This window comes from Arthrobacter sp. H5, assembly GCF_000520595.1.
In the GTDB taxonomy this organism is placed as follows: domain Bacteria; phylum Actinomycetota; class Actinomycetes; order Actinomycetales; family Micrococcaceae; genus Arthrobacter_D.
In genome coordinates, this window is sequence record NZ_AZSC01000316.1 from 1 (window position 1) to 17291 (window position 17291).

The following is a 17291-nucleotide window of genomic DNA, read 5'->3' on the forward strand; positions in this document are numbered from 1 at the left end:
ATTCGATAGTCCCTGCTGCTGTCGCGGTCACGGATCGGCTAACGGGCGCCGTATGCGGTTACGGAATAAGAGCGGCCCACGACGCGGCATGGAGCCGCGCGGTGGGCCGCCCTGATTAATGGGGGTCAGTCGAGGGCTGCAAGGAACTGCTCGAGGGCGGGCAGGTCATCCGTGTTGATGTGGTCGACACCGGCATCCGCCAGCTCTAACCAGACGGCTTCGCGTGCCTCGCCCGGCAGATCCGGGGTCGCCCAGAACCGGACCCGCGCGCCCTGCTCATGGGCCGTGGCGACGTAGATCTGGAGCTTCTCACGCTCAGCGGCTGGCATCTCGCCCACACCTTGCCAGGTAAAGAGCTTGTTCCAGTTGTTGCTGATCAGCGGCATGAGGCTCGATGGCAGTGCCGAACCCAGGTCGGTCGCGCGGCCGTCGTAGAAGCTTGAGCGCTGCCGGTCGGCGGTCATCGTTTCGAGGGGACGGTTGCCACTCACGACGACGCTTACTGCTCCCTGCTTTACCTTGCCGTTGTTGAAGCGGGTGAGTAGGGAGCGGTGCTGGTCGAGCTCGGCTTCAAGGGCGGCGTACGTCTGCTCGGCATCACCCTTGATGTCGACCAGCAGTTGGAACTCGCCGTCCCACCCGGGGTAGACGCTCCCGGCCTTACCGTCCACAAGCTCGTCGAGCGGATCTAGATAGAGGCTCTCGAGCGTCACGCCGGGAGTGACATCTTCGCGGTCATGGGCCACCAGGAGTTCGCCGTCCACGAGCCACACATCAGCCTCAACACTGGTGAAACCGTGTTTAAGGGCATCGAACAGGGGCCGTTCGTGCTCATAGTCATTATGGGCGTGGGCTGCCTCGCGCGGGGTGCCAAGGGCGACGTCGTCCGGCGCCTGAGTTGCATTTGCCGGAACGGCGACGGAGACGGCAAGGGAAGTACAGGCAAGCAGTAGCGCGAGCGGCCGGGTGATGGACATGGTCCTCAACTTCCTAGTGGGGGGTTATGGCCCTCCTACGCTAGGAAACGGAGGTAAACAGCAGGATTACGCTCACTGGCGCCCAGGTGAACAAGCCGCGGACACCGGCTAAGCAAGCGCCGCGAAGTATCTGACCAGCCCAGATAGGGCGGACCGGGGTGCAATGGCCTCGACTGCGGCGTTTTACTTCGTGCTGGTGTGCACACCATAGGCAACGTGCCGGGGAATTCGACACACAGGTGCCGCCTGACATCCCTCGTCGGCGCTGGAATACCTGGAAGTGTTCACCTGATTGTCGTTTACGGGGGGGGTGCCCCTATGTTCTTGTCAAGCGGCGAGTTGATGGTCTGCTTGATAAAGGGTGCCGTCGCGGAGCATGGCGAACAGGACGTCGCAGCGTCGGCGGGCCAGGGCGATGAGGGCTTGGTTGTGGCGTTTACCCTGGGCGATCTTCCGGTCGTAGTAGGTCCTCGAGATCGGATCCCGGAGGGCCGCGAATGCTGATAGGAACAGGGCGCGTTTGAGGATCTTGTTGCCACGACGGGACGGGTGCTCACCTCGGATCGATGAGCCGGATCTGCGGGTCACGGGAGCCAGACCGGCGTAGGCGGCAAGGTGTCCGGAAGACTCGAAGTGTTTGCCTGCAACTTCGGTGAGGAGCCTTGCTGCGGTCCTGACGCCGACTCCGGGCATGCTCGTCAGGACGGACGAAAGAGGGTGGGCCTCTACTAGTTTTTCCACCACTACGACGATCTCTGCCCGTTGCCGCCGCAGGGCCCCGAGCTGCTCGGCCAAGCGCGGCAGAACGGTCGCTGCGGCGTTGGTGCCCACCACAACCACGGTCTGCTCACTCAATGCCTGGGTGATGTCCTCTGCCAGACGCCGTCCCATCCTGGGTGCCAGTTTCAGTAGTCGGGTCGCCATCCTGGTTGTTTCGGCGGTCTTCATCGCTGCCGGTGACGGGTAGTGCTGCAGCAAGTCCAGCATCGCGGGATGGTCTAGGTGCGGGCCCACGACCCGTTCCAATGCTGGGTGGATCTGGGTCAGCAGGCCGCGGATCCTGTTGCTGGTCGCGGTCATCTGTCCCAGAATGTCGTCATCGAAACCGCAAAGCATCGATAGTTCCGCGACGGATTCATCGGCCAGCTGGATCGACCGCAACGCATGCGGCAACGTTCGTGTGGCCTGAGCGATGATCGCGGCGTCGCGGGCGTCGGTCTTGGCTTCGCCAGCATGGCGGTCAGCGATGCGCCGCATCGCCAACCCCGGCAGATACCCGACAAGGACGCCCTCAGCCTGGGCGACGGCGATCGGCAACGCACCTATCGTGGCTGGTTGGTCGACGACCACGAGGACCGTACCGTGGTGCTTTAGCTTCTGCAGCACCGCCCACATCGTCGATTCGTCGTTCGGCAATGCGTTGTCGAAGACGACCTTGCCTGCCTTATTCAGGGCAACGGCGTGATGTTCGCCCTTGCCGACGTCGACACCGACGAACACGTCGACGCTGTCGTAGTTCTCGATCATGACTACACTCCATCCACTCGAAGAAGAGTGGCCTGGTCACGGCGTCAAGTCCCGGCATCCACGTTACGAACGACCTCGGAACTTCGTTCCTGGTCGAGCCCCTATTAGCTATTAGCGATCACCCGACGCCAATCAGGTCCGGTGACAACACCCCCCGGATCATGGGCGACTGGGGGCAACAATCATGCCGGACCCGATAGGCCACCACCCTTACAGTTCACACCGTTAGGGCCTACGAATAAAGTAACGGGTGCCTTCACCGGATGGACGCACCCCTGTCTGGGCCGGAGGTCCCTGCGGGTCGACGGGTGCGGCGCTGGCGGGGGCGGCCACGCCCAGCGCGGCGGCCAGTGCGACGGCGGTAGCAAGCGGTGCGAATTTCCTCTTCATGATTTGTATTTCTTGGATTCGGTAGGAGCGGAGGTTGCCGGGTTCTCACTTCCCCGGCGGAACCTACCCTGCCCTTCCTGTGGAAACGTCCGCTCAGGAGGATATGAACAGCACGCCAACTTTCAACCAGCGTTCCCAAGCGCGATCCACCGGTCCACAGTCGCGGTTCTTTGCCGCGCTCGGCTTTTTTAGTCGATGTCGAAGCCGTAGGTGGTGAGTACGGGTTTGTGGTCGGAGGGTGCGATGTCTCCCTCAAAGAAGTCGACAATCTCAGTGCTTAATGCACGGATGTTGCCGTAGTGGAACTGGAAGTCGATGACCCAAGGTGTGGTGGGTTGAGGCCAGGTGGGAACGGTGGGCCAGGTGGGGCCGGGAGTTACTCCAAGGGCGGAGTAGGAATCCTTGAGGCCGGCGGCATGCAGAATCCGAGTGACATGCCATGACTCGTTAAGGTCGCCCATAAACAGCACCGGAGCTCCGTGCGCACCCAGAACTGCTACGGCAGCTCCTGCAGCTTCGGACTGGGCGATCCTCGGGTTGATGTGCTCGGTCAGCTCGCGCTCCGTCCCCGGGAAGCAGAAGTGGGCAGTGCTGACAACGAAGGTGGTTCCGTCCTGGGCGGCGAGCCGAACCCAGAAGAGCTTCCGGTCGCGGTGGATCTCGTCCACCCCGATGCCGATGTCGATGGCGCCATGCTCCAGCTCGGTGAACAAATCCGAGTTCCACCAGATTGAGCTCTCGTGGCTCCAGCCACGGTCTTCGTCGTCGACCCGTCGGTGGTTCGGAAGTTCGCTGTCGATCACCGCGCGGGTGGCGGGGCGAAGCTCTTGCACGGCGTAGATATCGGGACGGCGAGTGCGTAACAGTGCCCGCAGTGCGGGTTCGCGTTCGGGCCAGCGATTGTCCGCCCAAATGTTGTGGGTCATTACAACGAAACGCATGGAATCATCGTCCTTTCTGAATCGGCGCCGCGTGCGCCGAGGGCATGTGGTCCGGGTTGAGATAGTTGGAAGGATTGTCCGCGGGCGGGAAGGATGAGCCGGGTGGAGGAACGTGGAAAGAGGTGCGGGTGGGCGCTATGCACTGCTGCAACGGCTCCCGGGCTTACAGCATCGACGAGCCAGGCGAGATCATCTGGACTGGCATGGCCGCCGGAGTCGAGCCAGACGAAGTCCAGTCCAAGAGTTGCCACCCATGCCTGCAGCGAGGTCCATTCCGGCGCCCAGGCTCCGAGCGGCTCCCCGTTGGTGTGGATCAGCACATCCCCGGGACCGGCTCCAGTAGCCAGGGCAACCCACCGGTCTGGCACCTGCAGTTCCACAAGGAAGCTATTGCGGTTCCGGTGAAGGTCGTCGATGGTTACCTGTGTTTCATCGGCTGCGATGCGATCTATGGAGTTGCCGGTAGCAAGGACCGCGACGGTTGCGCCGTCGTCGTTCGGGCGGGGGCTGCTCAGTCCATGGTGGACGGCGGCACGCCATCCGGCGAGTGTTTCCGGCCGGAGTACGAGGGTCCGCCCGTTCGCTACCGCCGCGTCACGCAGGCTGGCCAGTCGTCGGAGGTTACGAGGGTAGGGGGTGACGAAGGCCAGTCCGTCGGTGGTTCCCAGGATCCTGTCGACCCGTTCAGCAATCTCGGTCTCCGATAGTGGCCTGGTCGGGCTTGAGTCGGGCCGGAGTGTGGTGCCTTCAGTAATGAGGAGATCCACCCCGGCTGCCCGTTCCACGAAAGCAGCCATGCGTTCTGGCGAGTGGCCGTGGCCGCGCCAGTCTCCAGTCCAGGCGATACGCCGGTCGCCTGCTTGCAGGACAAAACCAGCGGCGCCGGGGACATCATGATCGACGTGGACGAGTTCCAGATCCATGTCACCGATAGTTATATGTTCGCCTTCGTCCAAACCGCGGACCGTGGCCGGGGTAGGTGGCAGGACTCCCACATCGGTTAGGCCCGTGTGGAGGGCAGCGCCATCGGAACTCATGAAGACGGGAACGTCGGAATTGACGAACGGGAGCAACGCGCAGTGGTCATTGTGGTTGTGACTGACAAAGATGCCCATGGCTTCCGGCCGTTCCAGGATGGAAGTTTCGTCCAACAGTCGGCCTGGCCGCGTCATGGGTTCGACGGCGGAGGCCACGCTTCCGCCGGTCGACGCGAGTTGGGCGGGGTCATAGAGTCCGTCCACCAGCGGAGCCATTCCGGCCCGCAACTGAGCAACGAGGTTTCCGTCAGCGGGTGCGGGGGAGGAGCGGGAAAACAAGGAACCGGTGGGGTTTGGTGTTGTACCGAAGTCGAAGAAGAGGGCTGAATTCTCGGTCTGGACTGCGGCCTGTACTCCGCCGATGGTCGTGGTCCCGTTGAAGAAGGTCAGGGTCGGTTCGTGGTCAGATGCCATCGGGAATCTCCTTGAGTGCGGTGGCGAACTCGTAAAAGTCGTTATAGCGGGCGCTGGACCAGCGCGCGCCCGGATCCGTGTGGAGCGGATCGATGTGCACAGTCCGGCAACCTTGCCCGGCGGGGGGCAGCAGGTCATTCCAGAGGTTGTCACCGATCACCAGCACTTCCGGTGGCTGGGTGTTCCACTGATCCTTCGCGTGGGTGATGAGTTCCGCGCACCCAGCGGGCTTGCGGGAATCAAAGCGCACCACGTCGAACGGCTGGCTCATGTCCAGTCGTCGCACTAGCGGTCCCGCGAGCTCCTCCGATGTGTTTGTAGCCAACAACAGCCTGCGACCCTGTCCCAGGCGCAGCAAGACATCATCGAGGTGTTCGGACCGGATGAGAGTGGTGGCGTGATCATTGATGTACTTGCGGGCACGGGTGAAAGCTTCACGCAGCACCCGCTGGTCCGCACCGCGCTGGGCGGCCAATGCTCCGATGATCTGCCATTGGTCTCCCAGATAACGCAGCGGGCCGTCGTGGCTCACCCGACCCTGCAGATCCCCAGGTAGGGGCACCGGATTGCCTTCCCAGTCCGTTGCCGTTTCCGCACTCCACTGCGGGGCGTGGATGACGATCCCGCGGGCCGGTTCCACGAAACATCCCGGTGCAACAGCGGGGTGGGTCCGTTGGATCACGGCATCGATTTCGTCCCGGAATGTGGCTCCACCGCCGTTGGGTAGGGTTTCTTCCAGCGCCGTCGCGTAGTAGTCGGTGACCCGGGGGTCGTCATGCAGTGTGCCGTCGAGGTCAAAGAGCACCACTTTGATAGCAGCGAGGTTCACCAGCGGTACCGGCGGCTTGAGGTCAAGATTCCCCCGGAGCAGGTTCGTAGAATTCGTTGACATACCGGAATCCTCAGTTCTGGGGTGCGGACGCCAGAAGGCTGGTCGTTTCGGCGTCCATCCGCTCCGCCGCTTCCTGAGGGGTCAACCGGCCAAGGACCACTTCTTCGACGATTCCGGTGACCATGTCATCGATGGCGTTGCCGGCTGCGGTGGGAGGCATGATCTGCGCGTTGACGAATACATTGTCGAAAGCTTCGGCCTTCTGCGGGTTTTCTTCGTAGTTGGTGCTCAGGAGCTCAGTGTCGAGGGCGCTCTCCACTGCGGGCGAGTAGCCGGTGCGGGCAGCGTAGATGGACTGGGCGTCGGTATCGGCAAACCATCGCATGAAGAGCCACGAAGCCAGTTCCTGCTCCGGATCGTCGGAGCTGAGGATGACGTGGTTTCCACCGTAAAGTTGGGTGATGGGTTCGGCTGATTCCTGGGGTGGCAGCGCAACCGACCATTGGAACCTGTCTTCGATCTGCTCAATTTTGGTCGACGTCCGTGCCGTGGTTCCCAGTTCGGTGGCGGTGCGTTCGTTGGTGAACTCCTGTTCGGTGTCCGCGGCAGTGTAGACGAGCTCCTCCTCGAAGAGCAGGGCGAGCAGCTCCAGGGATTCGATCGATTCGGGGGATGTGAACTCGGTGGTTGCTGCTCCGGGATCATAGGGGTCGATGCCTTTGGAGCGCAGCATGTTGTAGTAGATCCCGTTCTTGCCTGTGCCCATGGCTGAGTAGGGCAGCCCGGTTTCGTCCTTCACCTGCCTGGCCTGCTCAAGGAATTCGTCCCAGTCGGCTGGCGGTGCGTCGATACCGGCCTCGGCGAAAATATCGGCGTTGTAGTACATGCCCATGCTGGAGTTGCCGTGCGGCCACGAGAGGGTGCTGCCGTTATAGGCTTCGACCCGCTGCCGGGCCAGGACGCCGTCGACGAGGTCACCCATGTCCTCATCGGACACACCGTACTGCTCGCTTTCCAGGTACGGATCCAGCGGCACGATCACATCATTTGCCACGTACTCGAGGGTGTCGTTTTCGTAGGCCATGGAGACATCGGGAGCGCCCCCACCAGCCAGGGACGCCCGGACGGCCTGATTGAGTTCCTGATAGGAGCCTTTGAAGGATTCGTTGACCACGATTCCCCACTCGTTGGTGGCGTTGAACTCCTGAACCATCTCGGTGATCGCCTCACCGTAGATGGTGGCCTGGATGTGCCAGAAATCAATCTCGACCCCCTCGGGAAGCTCCATGCCTTCAATGCTTTCCGTGCTGGCGGTGGCGTCTTCCGAAGCCCCTGCGCCTCCGCCAGAGCAGGAGGTGACCAGTAGTGTGCTGGCGAGGAGGAAGGATGGAAGAGCGGCTTTTTTGGACATACTCATGGGACTGGCACCTCCGGTGCAGTTGGGGAATCGTTGTGGTGTCTTGTTGGGTCGGTGGGTGGACAGGGGACGTCAGCCTTTGACGCCGAAGGCTGTGAGGCCTTCGACGAATCGCCGTTGGACAAAGAGGAAGAAGATGATGCCCGGGATCGCGACAAGGGTCGTGGCCGCCATCAGCAGGTGGTAGAGCGATCCTTCATCGCCGGAGAACGCCATCAGCCCAAGCTGGACGGGCCTGATAGCTTCGCTCTGCGTAGCAATCAGGGGCCACAGCAGTTCATTCCATCGCCCGATGAATCCAAACAGGACCACCGTGAGCACCGCGGGCATGGTCATGGGCACGAGCACCCTCCACAGGAAGGTCCAGTGGGAAGCCCCGTCCATACGGATGGCATCCCAGTAGTCACGGGGCACTGCCATGAACGCCTGACGCAGTAGGAAAATCGCGAAGGCGCCAGCTACACCGGGCAGGATCATCCCGGCATAAGTGTCATACAGCCCAGAGCCGCCGTCCCCGAACAGGTCATTGCCACCTGCGAGGGGGATCTGGCGGATCAGCACGTAGTTGGGCACAATCCTGGCCTCGAACGGGATCATCATGGTGGCCAGAACCACCATGAAGAGGAGGTTGTTGAACCGGAACTTCATGCGGGCGAAGGCATAGGCCGCGGTGATCCCGGTGACGAGCTGCAGCGCGGTGCCGAGCACTGCCACTATCAAGCTGTTGAGGAAATAGCGGCCGAATCCGGACGGCGGCCCCTCCCACGCCTCCGCATAGTTGGACCACTGGGGGTCCGACGGCAGCATGGTCGGTGGTGACAGATTCACTTCCTGGAAGGTTTTCAGTGAACTCGAGATCATCCAGAAGAAGGGAAACAACATGACCACCGCACCGGCGATCAGAGCGACGTAGAGGATCACCCTGCCGGCTTTCCGGCGCCAGCGCTGGGCCGCGTGTGTTCGGGCGGACTTCTTGGGGGGACCCGCCGGGGACCGCACAATAGTTGGTGCGCCGGTCGTGTTCTCAATCGTGTGCAGTGCCACGGGACTGTTCCGCCTTCTCGGTCTGGTGGGGTGAGGACTGGGACGCCTGTGGCGACCTAGTCGTAATGCACTCGTCGCTCAGCGAACCGGAACTGCACCAGCGTGACGATCAGGAGAAGGAGAAAGAGGAGCATGGAGAGTGCCGCAGCGAATCCCACGGAACTGGGGCGCTCATACAGGTGACGGAAGATGAGGACGGGGAGGGTCAGGGTCGAATCCAGCGGAGATCCGGCTCCGGCGCCGTAGCCGCCTCCGCTGGTCAGGACGTACACCTCGTTGAAACTCTGGAAGGACCGGATCGTCGACACCACCAAGAGCAGGAACAGGGTCGGTGAAACCAGCGGCATAGTGATGCGGGTAGCCATCTGCCACGAGTTCACCCCATCCATCCGCGCGGCTTCCTTCACCTGGGGATCAATGGTGATCAGCCCGGCAAGAATGATGACGACGGCGAAACCCAAGGTGTTCCACACACTGAAAGCCATGACGCACACCAGGGCAACGCTTGGACCCGCCAGGAACCCGGGGGCGCCGTCGGGCCATCCGATACCTACTGCCCCCATCAGTTTGGGCACTATCGGTTCAGGGTCCAGCAGCCACTGTTGGGCAGGCAGCCCAAACCACTCCATGAGGGAATTCAGCACGCCGACCTGAGGATTGAGCAGCCAGACAAACGCTAGCCCCGCCGCGACTGTGGAAGTGATGTAGGGGACAAAGTAGGCGGTGCGCAGTGCACCTAAAAACCGGACCTTTGAATTGAGCAGGTTGGCGATCACGAAGGCAATCACAATGGTCGCTGGCACGGTGCCGAGCACGTAGAAGCCAGTCACCATGAGGCTCTGGCCCACTTCGCCAGGAGCGCCGCCCGGGCGGCTGCCTATCTGCTCGAAGATCCGGATGTAGTTATCCAGACCGATGAACTCCTCAGGCTGAATGCCCCAGCGCCAGAGACTCATCCACGCCGAAAGGAAGATCGGATAGATGTCGAAGGCCCATAGCAGCACCAGGGTAGGCGCCAGATAGAGGGCGGGCAGCCACAGCCGTTCCATGCGCCGCCGCTTCCGCCGCCGCACCGTGATTTCTGACGCCATGTGATTCGTTCCCTCATCTCAAATGCCTGATGAGAACAACGCTAAATAGTCCGACCGACCCAGAGGTCAACCACTCATGGACCCCAAGGAAACACTCGATGTCCATCATCGGAACCGCTGGCTGCTGCTGACAAGAGACTAGTTACGAAGCGAACAGATTCGGCTGGGCCAGCCCTCGCTGGTCTAGCCATCGAGTTGTGCTCCAACGACCGTCATTGCGAAGCCAGCGCAGCAATGCGATTGGTCGAACGACCGACCAGGCTTGTCGCATCAACCAAACCTTCAGCAGTCCCGTCCGCCCACTATGGTGGCGTTCATGCGGTTGTCAGTAAACGCTGGTACTTTCGGCCGATGAACGCACACCTGACTGAACCGCAATCCATCAGGGCTGAGGGTCTTTCCAGCCGACCCGGGTTCGATGATCAGTTCTTGGGCCGCCGTGTTCCTATACCGGTCCTCGACGACGCGGCGACGGTCCTGCTCCGACAAAGAACTGGTGAATGTACGCGCCTGCGCTGGGGCCCACCAGAGGGGTCAGCACATTTACCAGGCCCCAGGCGCGGGACGTTGATCCGAACCTGCCCGTCGGATCACGCTAGGCGTTAAACGCGACCATCCGCGCGGTACCGTCGTAGCCGCCTTGGGGTGCCTTGATGCCAAACAGTGCACCCACGGTGGGCGCGACGTCGATGGTTCGCGCAGGCTCCGATGACACCTTGCCCCGGACCACCCGCGGACTCCCGCCGCTGACAAAAAACGGGATGGGCTCCGTCGCCGGATGGCCATGGTTCCCCGGGATCGGGTTGGACACCACGTAGGGGTCCGAGAACCGCCAACCGGCACGGCACGTGGCCACGAGGTCTCCCGCCTCCGGACCCAGACGAAGCTGAGTTGGGGTGTTCACCGCTAGGACTCCCGGATGCACCAGCACCAGGGCACGGATCTCGGCCAGTGCGGCATCCTTCACTGCGGCATCGCCAACCCAGTACAGCAGGTCCGCTCCCCCATTCTGGGCAATCTGGGTTTGCGAGCTCAGGTCCGAGCGGACACTGAGGATGCGATCAACCGAAATGACGTTGGTGGGAATGGACCAGTCCATCGAATGGTCGGCAAGGACCAGCACCACACTAGAATCCCACTTCCCGGTTGCCTTCAGCCGGTCCACGAAACGGCCCACCTGCAGATCCGTCGATGCCAGGGCGGCAGTGCGGGCCACCTCCAGGGTCGTGCCCGTCAGGTCGCTGTGCCCCATACGGTCCACGTCGCCGAGGTTGGCAAACACGAAATCCGGGTCCGCGGAGTCCACCATCGCTATCAGTGCATCCATCGTGGCGGCGTCGGGGGCATGGCCGCTCACCGGAACAATGGGAGCCGGCTCCCAACGGTACGTGGCACGCTCACCAAAGATGCCGTACAGGTATTCCTTGCTGAGCACGGTCCCGGTGGTGCGGCCGGTACCGTTTAGTTGCTCGAGCAGGGTGATGAACCGCAGGTCGGAGGGCCGGTCGAGGTCGCGCTGTACAGCTTCAGCACGGTCGAAGATCTTGTTGGCTGGCACACCCGTGCGGTCCGGGCGGGCACCGGTCATCATCATCACGTGGTTCGGGATGGTCTCCATCACGGGCAGGGACCGGGCAGTCGGGAACGTGGTTCCCTCGGCCCGTAACTGCGCCAGGCGTGGTGTCAGCGCCGCCGTAATCTCGCCGGGCTTGCAGCCGTCGACCACAAGCACGTACGCCCTCGTCCGTCCAGCAGCGGCGGGGGCTGGCTTACGTGCCCAGGCGGCCCCGGGTGCCCCCGAGAGTACGACGGCGGCGCTACCGGCGGCAGTGACCCTGAGGAACTGCCGACGTGTGGAGTCACTCACAGGACGCCTCCCGTTGCCGGGGTGACCCGCTGCGTGCCGGCTGCAACCTGCCAGGAAGTGGAGATCCTGCTCGTTGCCGAGCGGTCCATCCGTTCCGAGAGCACGTACCAGTCCATGCGCACGCCCGACGGCGTAACGTCCAGCACCGAATACCCGTGGGAGTCGAAGTCGAGGTACTTCACGTGGGGGTTGTTCGCCCTAAAAGCCGCTTCGACGGCGATCGACGCAGTGCGAGGGGGCACGTTCAGGATGTCATCGAGATTGTCGCTAGTCACCGAGGTGCAGACCAGCTCCGTTGCCACGGAATTGCCCGAGGCCGGATACGTCAGCGGGTCGGCGGGAACATCGCAGGCCCAGCCAGAATGGATGTCTCCGGTGAGGAAGACAGTGTCCGTCACGCCGTTGTCCCGCAAGTGCTTCAGCACGCGGGACCGGTCCGCGGTGTAGCCGTCCCATTGGTCGACGTTGTACGGCACTCCATCAATGGTGGTGGTGCCAAGCAGTTCTTGCATGGCACCGATCTCGCTGGTGCTGAGGGTCGACGGGAACCGGACCGGCGTAATCATCACCGGGTTGCCCACCAGCTTCCACTGCACATCCTCTGCGGTGAGACCGTCGAGCAGCCAAGTCATCTGGGCGTCACCGGTAATGGTACGGTCTGGGCTGCTGATCGCCGGATCGACGTTCCCTGCCTGCTGGCTGCGGTAGCTGCGCAGGTCGAGCATGGAAATGCTCGCTAGCGAGCCAAAGGACAGGCGACGGTACAGGTCGCCGCCGTTCTCGTAACGCACCGGCATCCATTCGGCGTAGGCCTGCTGCGAGGCTGTGCGCCGGTCGGCCCAGGTGCCTTCGACGCCTTCCGTGTGGTTCTCCGCGCCGTCGGACCAGGCGTCATTCGCGAACTCGTGGTCGTCCCACGTCACCACAAACGGAGCCACCGCGTGCAGGGCCTGGAGATCAGGATCTGTCTTGTACTGGGCGTGGCGGCGCCGGTAGTGCTCGAGGACGGTCATCTCCACTGCGGGATCATGCGGGCGAACGACGATTTCGCGCGCCTGGTATTCACCCGGCGCATACTCGTACAGGTAGTCCCCGAGGTGTAGTACGAGGTCCAGGTCCCCGCGTGCGGCAAGGTGGCGGTAAGACGAGAACCAGCCAGCCTGAAGGTTCGCACAGGACACAACGCCGATTCGCAAACGATCCACAGCCGCTCCAGCTACTGGCGCCGTGCGCGTCCTGCCCACTGGCGAAATGCTCTTGCCCAGGCTAAACCGGTACCAATAGGTTGTGGCGGGCTGCAGTCCCCGCGGCTCCGCTTTGACGGTGTGGTCGCGGAATGCGCCGGTAGCCGTCGCGCCGCGCGTCACTACCCGGCGGAAGCCCGCGTCCAGGGCAACCTCCCACTTCACCGATGCGTCCGGGCCAATCCCTGAACCGGGAGTCGCCTCGGGCGTCGGTGTGATGCGAGTCCACAGCAGGACGCCGTCGGGCAACGGGTCACCGGAGGCAACACCATGCGAGAACAGCCCGTTTGGCTTCGAAGAAACCCGGAGCGGCGCGGCCTGGGAGGCAGGTGCCGTCACCGTTCCAGCAACGGCACCTGTAACAGCGACGACGCCTGCCGTGCGCAGCAGATTACGGCGGGTGATGGGGTTCATGTGTCCATTAGATAACGCCGCACTGACGACATGCCCGGGAACCGTGGCCGACAAGCAAGTGTTCACCGAACGTACAACTAATGATTACCGAAATCCACTCACCTCATTGGCTCAAACTGTTTCTCTCGCTCTGCAGGACGGCCCGGCCAGTCGATGACGGCACTCGGTCAGCGGGTCTCCACAGCGTTATTGAGCCCCATGGTGCGCCGCGGGTTTGTCAGCCGAGGTCTTTTGCGGTTTTGTTTCGGGCCTCCTGCTGGTGCTGTTTGAGCTTTCCTCGGTATCTCTGCGCCGCTTCGCCACAATGCGCATCTGGTCCGTGGATGACGCTCTTGGATCGTGCCTGTATGTCCCTGTCCGATGATCACGACCAGTTACCGGCACTGACGGGCGTTCCCTGCCTTCGCTCATCCTCACATGATCCCATGAGGCCTCGGCCAAGAAAAGAGCACGTGAAGCACCACCACCGCTGGCGTCACCACTGTGGAGAGGTTAACCGGCCCCTGTTCCGTGGCTTTGCGTCCCGGCTCCTGGCGCTTGAGGCGAGTGTGTAGTCGATGATGCTGAGGATCCCGGAGGCGGCTCTGCCACTGCGGTGAAAGCCTTTTTCGTGTATCAGACGGGTTCATACATGGATGGAATCGGGCCGATCGCAGGAACCTGGACGTACCTGTATAGGACCACGGCCGCCAATGCTGAGAGCGCGACAACCGCTGCCACCACGTACGCGGACCGGTCTCCCCCGATCCAGGACATACAGGGCGGCGAGGACGGCCGTGACGGCTGGATCCGGAAGAGATTACCCCGCACCGATTCCGCCCGGTGCGGCCTGCTGGAAACCGGGTGCGAACTGGAAGTGGATGACAGCGCTAACGACCGGGCCCACCGTAACCAGAACGCGCAGAACAATTCACGGTAATCGAGTGCGCGCCTGGTCTGCGGTCGCGTGGTCCCCGTCCCCCGGCGGGGCGTGCCCCCGGTTTCTGGCGGAGTTGCCTGCCCGGCTTATGAGATGACCAGGGTGCCGGACATCTCGGGGTGGTAGGTGCAGATGATCGCGTAGTCGCCGGCTTCCTCGGGGGCGGTGAAGGTCACCGTTTCACCAGCTGGGACGTCGACGTCGAACCCGCCGTCGTCCTTCGCCGTGACCGTGTGCGGGGCGTCGTCCTCGTTGACCACCGTCACCATGGTGCCGGGTGCGATGGTTTCAGGCATCTCGTATTCGAAGTCCTTGATGGTGATCATGGCCTCCTCAGCAGGCGCTGCTTCCGCAGAAGCCGACCCCGAAGCGGAGCCTCCGGGCGCTCCGGTGGTCGCGGCAGCTGATTCCGGTGCCGCGGCTTCGCTGGGCGCCGTGGTCACCTCGGAGCTGCTTGGCCCAGTCTCTGAACCGCAGGCGGCGGTTCCGGTGAGAAGCCCGGCAAGCAGAAGAGCTGATATTCCGTTACGTACCTTCATGATCGTGCCTCCAAAAGGATGAACTATCCAGTGATGGGTAGGTGAGGGATTGTTGCACGGTCTCACACGCCGAGATCGTCAAACCCAATTAATCGTGCCCGGTTGATCGTGCTGACCCGCACCGTGTCCGTGCCGGTTCCGGTGATTGAAACAAGGCGTGGAGGGCCGTAAAACCGCGATGGAAGAGGTGCTATTTTACGGCCCTGACGAAGGACCGGGTGGGATTAGGAGTTGCTGCTCCGGCGGCGGACAGCAAAGGTTCCACCGGCTGCGGCGAGGAGGACCAACCCTCCACCCAGAGCGATAATCGTTGACCCGTCATTTGCTTCGTTCATCACTCCGGTATCGGCGCCGCCCCGGGGGACAGCACCCATCTGGTCCATGCTGTTGCCTGCTGCACCGTCGGACTCTGCGACCCCGGGTGCCGGTGCCATGGCTTCAGCACCGACGGTGAGGGTACCTTTCATGTTGCCGTGGAACTTGCAGAAAAACCCATAGCTCCCGATCGCGCTCGGGGCGGTGAAAGTGGCGCTTTCCCCGCCGGGGATGGTGACATCGAAGGAATCGTCATCGGCGGTCACCGTGTGGGCTTCGCTGTCGTTGTTCGTCACGGTAATCTCACCGCCCGGGTTCACGGTGCCCGGGCCGGAAAACACGAAGTCGTCGATGCTGATAGACATTTGCCCGGTGGTCATGGCCGGTACTGATTGGGAGACCGGGCTAGGGGCGGCCAATGCGGCCCCGGCGGATCCAAGGCCGGCTCCTCCGACCAGGGCTGCGGTGAAAGCGACGCTGAGAACTTTGCTGCTGGTGATCATGATGAGGCCCTCCGGGTAGGCATTTAGCGGAACAACTGTTTTTGCGCCGTCAGTCGACGTGACGCACTGTTGCCGAATAACCACCGCCACATGATATTCGTTACGTGCAGCGTGTTGGATTGCCTTTTTTCGAAGACCAATGAGGGTCAAAAATGACCGTTGTGTTTTGGCAGTCAGATCCCGGTGACCCACCCATAAGCCGTTGGCTGCCGGTGGTGGCATGACAANGTCAAAAATGACCGTTGTGTTTTGGCAGTCAGATCCCGGTGACCCACCCATAAGCCGTTGGCTGCCGGTGGTGGCATGACAAAAGCGCCGGAGAACACACGGTGGAGGCCGCTAGTCGTGTTCTCCGACGCTTTTCGACCGGATAAATAAACATCAGGTCGATCACTCGCACATGAGGATAGGTAAAACACTACGCGCATTGCCTGAGCTTTACCTGATGATGCAAGATTCATTTTCTTGTCGTACTTGCTCAAGGAGGGCATCGGTTTCTTCCAGTTCCCGAACCGCCGCGCACAACAACCCTTGAGCGTGCCCCTGATCGATGCCCGCCGGATCGGCCTGCCCGGATCCGCTGCCAGCAAGCAAAGTGCTCAGCTCTTCACACGCCTGGCGGGCCACTAACACCCTGTGAACACAATGACGGCGGCGTGCTTCGAGATCGATCACCGTTTGCCCTTTTGCGTCGGCCAACAAGAAACCGGTGTCATCATCCGCTTCAAAAATCGTCACACCAAGATCCTCCCCCGCCGCATCCTCACAGGCCACACCCGCACCATATCCGACGCGGACAAAATACGGTGCCAGCAAGCAAAGTGCTCAGCTCTTCACACGCCTGGCGGGCCACTAACACCCTGTGAACACAATGACGGCGGCGTGCTTCGAGATCGATCACCGTTTGCCCTTTTGCGTCGGCCAACAAGAAACCGGTGTCATCATCCGCTTCAAAAATCGTCACACCAAGATCCTCCCCCGCCGCATCCTCACAGGCCACACCCGCACCATATCCGACGCGGACAAAATTCGGTGCCAGCAAACCGGTCCGCCCCCTGAATGCAAAGGTGCAGGCTCGAGCGTGACCGCGGACCCTGGTGACCGTTTACTCAAGCTGCCAGAGCAGCGTCTCTAGGACGATATGGTTTACGCTCAGCGGTTATCAGACAACCGAAACAGCAATCATCCGGCTCGAAGAACAAGCCAGCACCCGATCCCTCAAACCCTCAGTCCCACCCACCGTGAAGCGATCAATTTGGCCTACTCCGACGGGCTCACCTACCAGCTAGTCGGCGCCCACCTCGGCATTCCATTATCAACAGCCGAAACCCGCATCCGCGACGGGCTCATCCGCGTGAAAAGCAGTATGGAACACACCTAACCCACCTGGTTTAGCTGCTTACTCTTACTCCGCGAACGGGTAACCCGCACTGGAATGAATGGATTGTCCCCTGCTGATAAACCTCACCCGCAGGTGTCACACCACAGCGCTTCCCAACAGGGCCCGTAGTGCCTCAAGATGCTCGTGTAAGTATTGTGCTTGCCTCAGCTATTTGTGCTCGCGTGGATGATGCTTCCAGCGCCCGTGTTTTCTCTGCGGCGAGTTTGATGAGTTGGTTCTGGATGGCGGTGATGCCTCGGGTGAGGTCGGCCGGGTTGGTGGTATCAATTAGTTGGGCCAGCTCGGTGGCTTTGTCCTGGGAGAGGATCCCTGAATCGAGCACGCGCTGGTACGGGGTCCGCGGCTTGTCGTAGATGCGGGCCTTTTTCCCGTGCTTGTTGGACCGCCAGCCGACCGCTTTCGTGGTGGCGGTGAAGAG

General features: G+C 62.0%; 16 protein-coding genes and 1 pseudogene. 1 reads left to right on the forward strand and 16 read right to left on the reverse strand.

Translation table 11 applies throughout. The features are described 5' to 3' along the window. Positions 1–125: 125 nt before the first annotated feature. From Y708_RS0100655 to Y708_RS0100700, 11 genes are all read right to left on the reverse strand, one after another. Positions 126–977, reverse strand: a complete 852-nt coding sequence (locus Y708_RS0100655) for a phosphatidylinositol-specific phospholipase C/glycerophosphodiester phosphodiesterase family protein (protein ID WP_028278456.1) — start codon at positions 975–977, stop codon at positions 126–128. Positions 978–1304: 327 nt separating this feature from the next. Continuing rightward, positions 1305–2504, reverse strand: coding sequence for an IS110 family RNA-guided transposase (locus Y708_RS0100660; protein WP_028278457.1), 1200 nt, complete (start codon positions 2502–2504; stop codon positions 1305–1307). A gap of 225 nt (positions 2505–2729) precedes the next feature. After that, the gene (locus tag Y708_RS28850) at positions 2730–2894 is read right to left on the reverse strand and encodes a hypothetical protein (RefSeq protein ID WP_155853590.1); all 165 of its coding nucleotides are present in this window, start codon (positions 2892–2894) and stop codon (positions 2730–2732) included. Between the two features lie 188 nt (positions 2895–3082). Then, positions 3083–3835: an endonuclease/exonuclease/phosphatase family protein gene (locus Y708_RS0100665; RefSeq protein WP_028278458.1), complete on the reverse strand. Its 753-nt coding sequence runs from the start codon at positions 3833–3835 to the stop codon at positions 3083–3085. Beyond that, positions 3820–5286, reverse strand: a complete 1467-nt coding sequence (locus Y708_RS0100670; RefSeq protein ID WP_028278459.1) for an MBL fold metallo-hydrolase — start codon at positions 5284–5286, stop codon at positions 3820–3822. Before Y708_RS0100670 ends, Y708_RS0100665 begins: the two co-directional genes overlap by 16 nt. Next, entirely contained in the window at positions 5276–6178 is a 903-nt protein-coding gene (locus tag Y708_RS0100675; protein ID WP_028278460.1) for an HAD family hydrolase, read from the reverse strand. Before Y708_RS0100675 ends, Y708_RS0100670 begins: the two co-directional genes overlap by 11 nt. Before the next feature lie 10 nt (positions 6179–6188). Beyond that, positions 6189–7535, reverse strand: coding sequence for an extracellular solute-binding protein (locus Y708_RS0100680; protein ID WP_081746393.1), 1347 nt, complete (start codon positions 7533–7535; stop codon positions 6189–6191). Positions 7536–7607: 72 nt separating this feature from the next. Beyond that, positions 7608–8579 carry a carbohydrate ABC transporter permease gene (locus Y708_RS0100685; protein ID WP_051478357.1) on the reverse strand — a complete coding sequence of 324 codons (972 nt, stop codon included), beginning with the start codon at positions 8577–8579 and terminating at the stop codon, positions 7608–7610. 56 nt (positions 8580–8635) lie between these two features. Continuing rightward, positions 8636–9670 (reverse strand): carbohydrate ABC transporter permease, encoded by a 1035-nt coding sequence (locus Y708_RS0100690; RefSeq protein ID WP_028278463.1) that lies wholly within the window; start codon positions 9668–9670, stop codon positions 8636–8638. 595 nt (positions 9671–10265) lie between these two features. Further along, a complete protein-coding gene (locus Y708_RS0100695; RefSeq protein WP_028278464.1) occupies positions 10266–11537 on the reverse strand; it encodes an alkaline phosphatase family protein in 1272 nt (423 codons plus the stop codon). Then, the gene (locus tag Y708_RS0100700; protein WP_028278465.1) at positions 11534–13195 is read right to left on the reverse strand and encodes an alkaline phosphatase D family protein; all 1662 of its coding nucleotides are present in this window, start codon (positions 13193–13195) and stop codon (positions 11534–11536) included. Before Y708_RS0100700 ends, Y708_RS0100695 begins: the two co-directional genes overlap by 4 nt. Positions 13196–13826: 631 nt before the next feature. Here Y708_RS0100700 and Y708_RS0100705 point away from each other — a divergent pair. Next, complete coding sequence (locus Y708_RS0100705; RefSeq protein ID WP_155853592.1) at positions 13827–14114, forward strand: hypothetical protein; 288 nt, start codon at positions 13827–13829, stop codon at positions 14112–14114. Positions 14115–14200: 86 nt separating this feature from the next. Here the strand turns inward: Y708_RS0100705 and Y708_RS0100710 are convergent, their stop codons facing one another. From Y708_RS0100710 to Y708_RS29505, 5 genes and pseudogenes are all read right to left on the reverse strand, one after another. Beyond that, positions 14201–14653 carry a cupredoxin domain-containing protein gene (locus Y708_RS0100710; RefSeq protein WP_051478363.1) on the reverse strand — a complete coding sequence of 151 codons (453 nt, stop codon included), beginning with the start codon at positions 14651–14653 and terminating at the stop codon, positions 14201–14203. Positions 14654–14877: 224 nt separating this feature from the next. After that, positions 14878–15555, reverse strand: a complete 678-nt coding sequence (locus Y708_RS28855; protein ID WP_216699186.1) for a cupredoxin domain-containing protein — start codon at positions 15553–15555, stop codon at positions 14878–14880. A 354-nt stretch (positions 15556–15909) separates the two neighbouring features. Then, a complete protein-coding gene (locus tag Y708_RS0100720; RefSeq protein WP_155853594.1) occupies positions 15910–16209 on the reverse strand; it encodes a hypothetical protein in 300 nt (99 codons plus the stop codon). A gap of 25 nt (positions 16210–16234) precedes the next feature. Further along, on the reverse strand, positions 16235–16435 hold the full coding sequence (locus tag Y708_RS28860; protein WP_155853596.1) for a hypothetical protein: 201 nt from the start codon (positions 16433–16435) through the stop codon (positions 16235–16237). A 550-nt stretch (positions 16436–16985) separates the two neighbouring features. Beyond that, positions 16986–17291: pseudogene (locus Y708_RS29505) on the reverse strand (hypothetical protein); the annotation flags it as partial.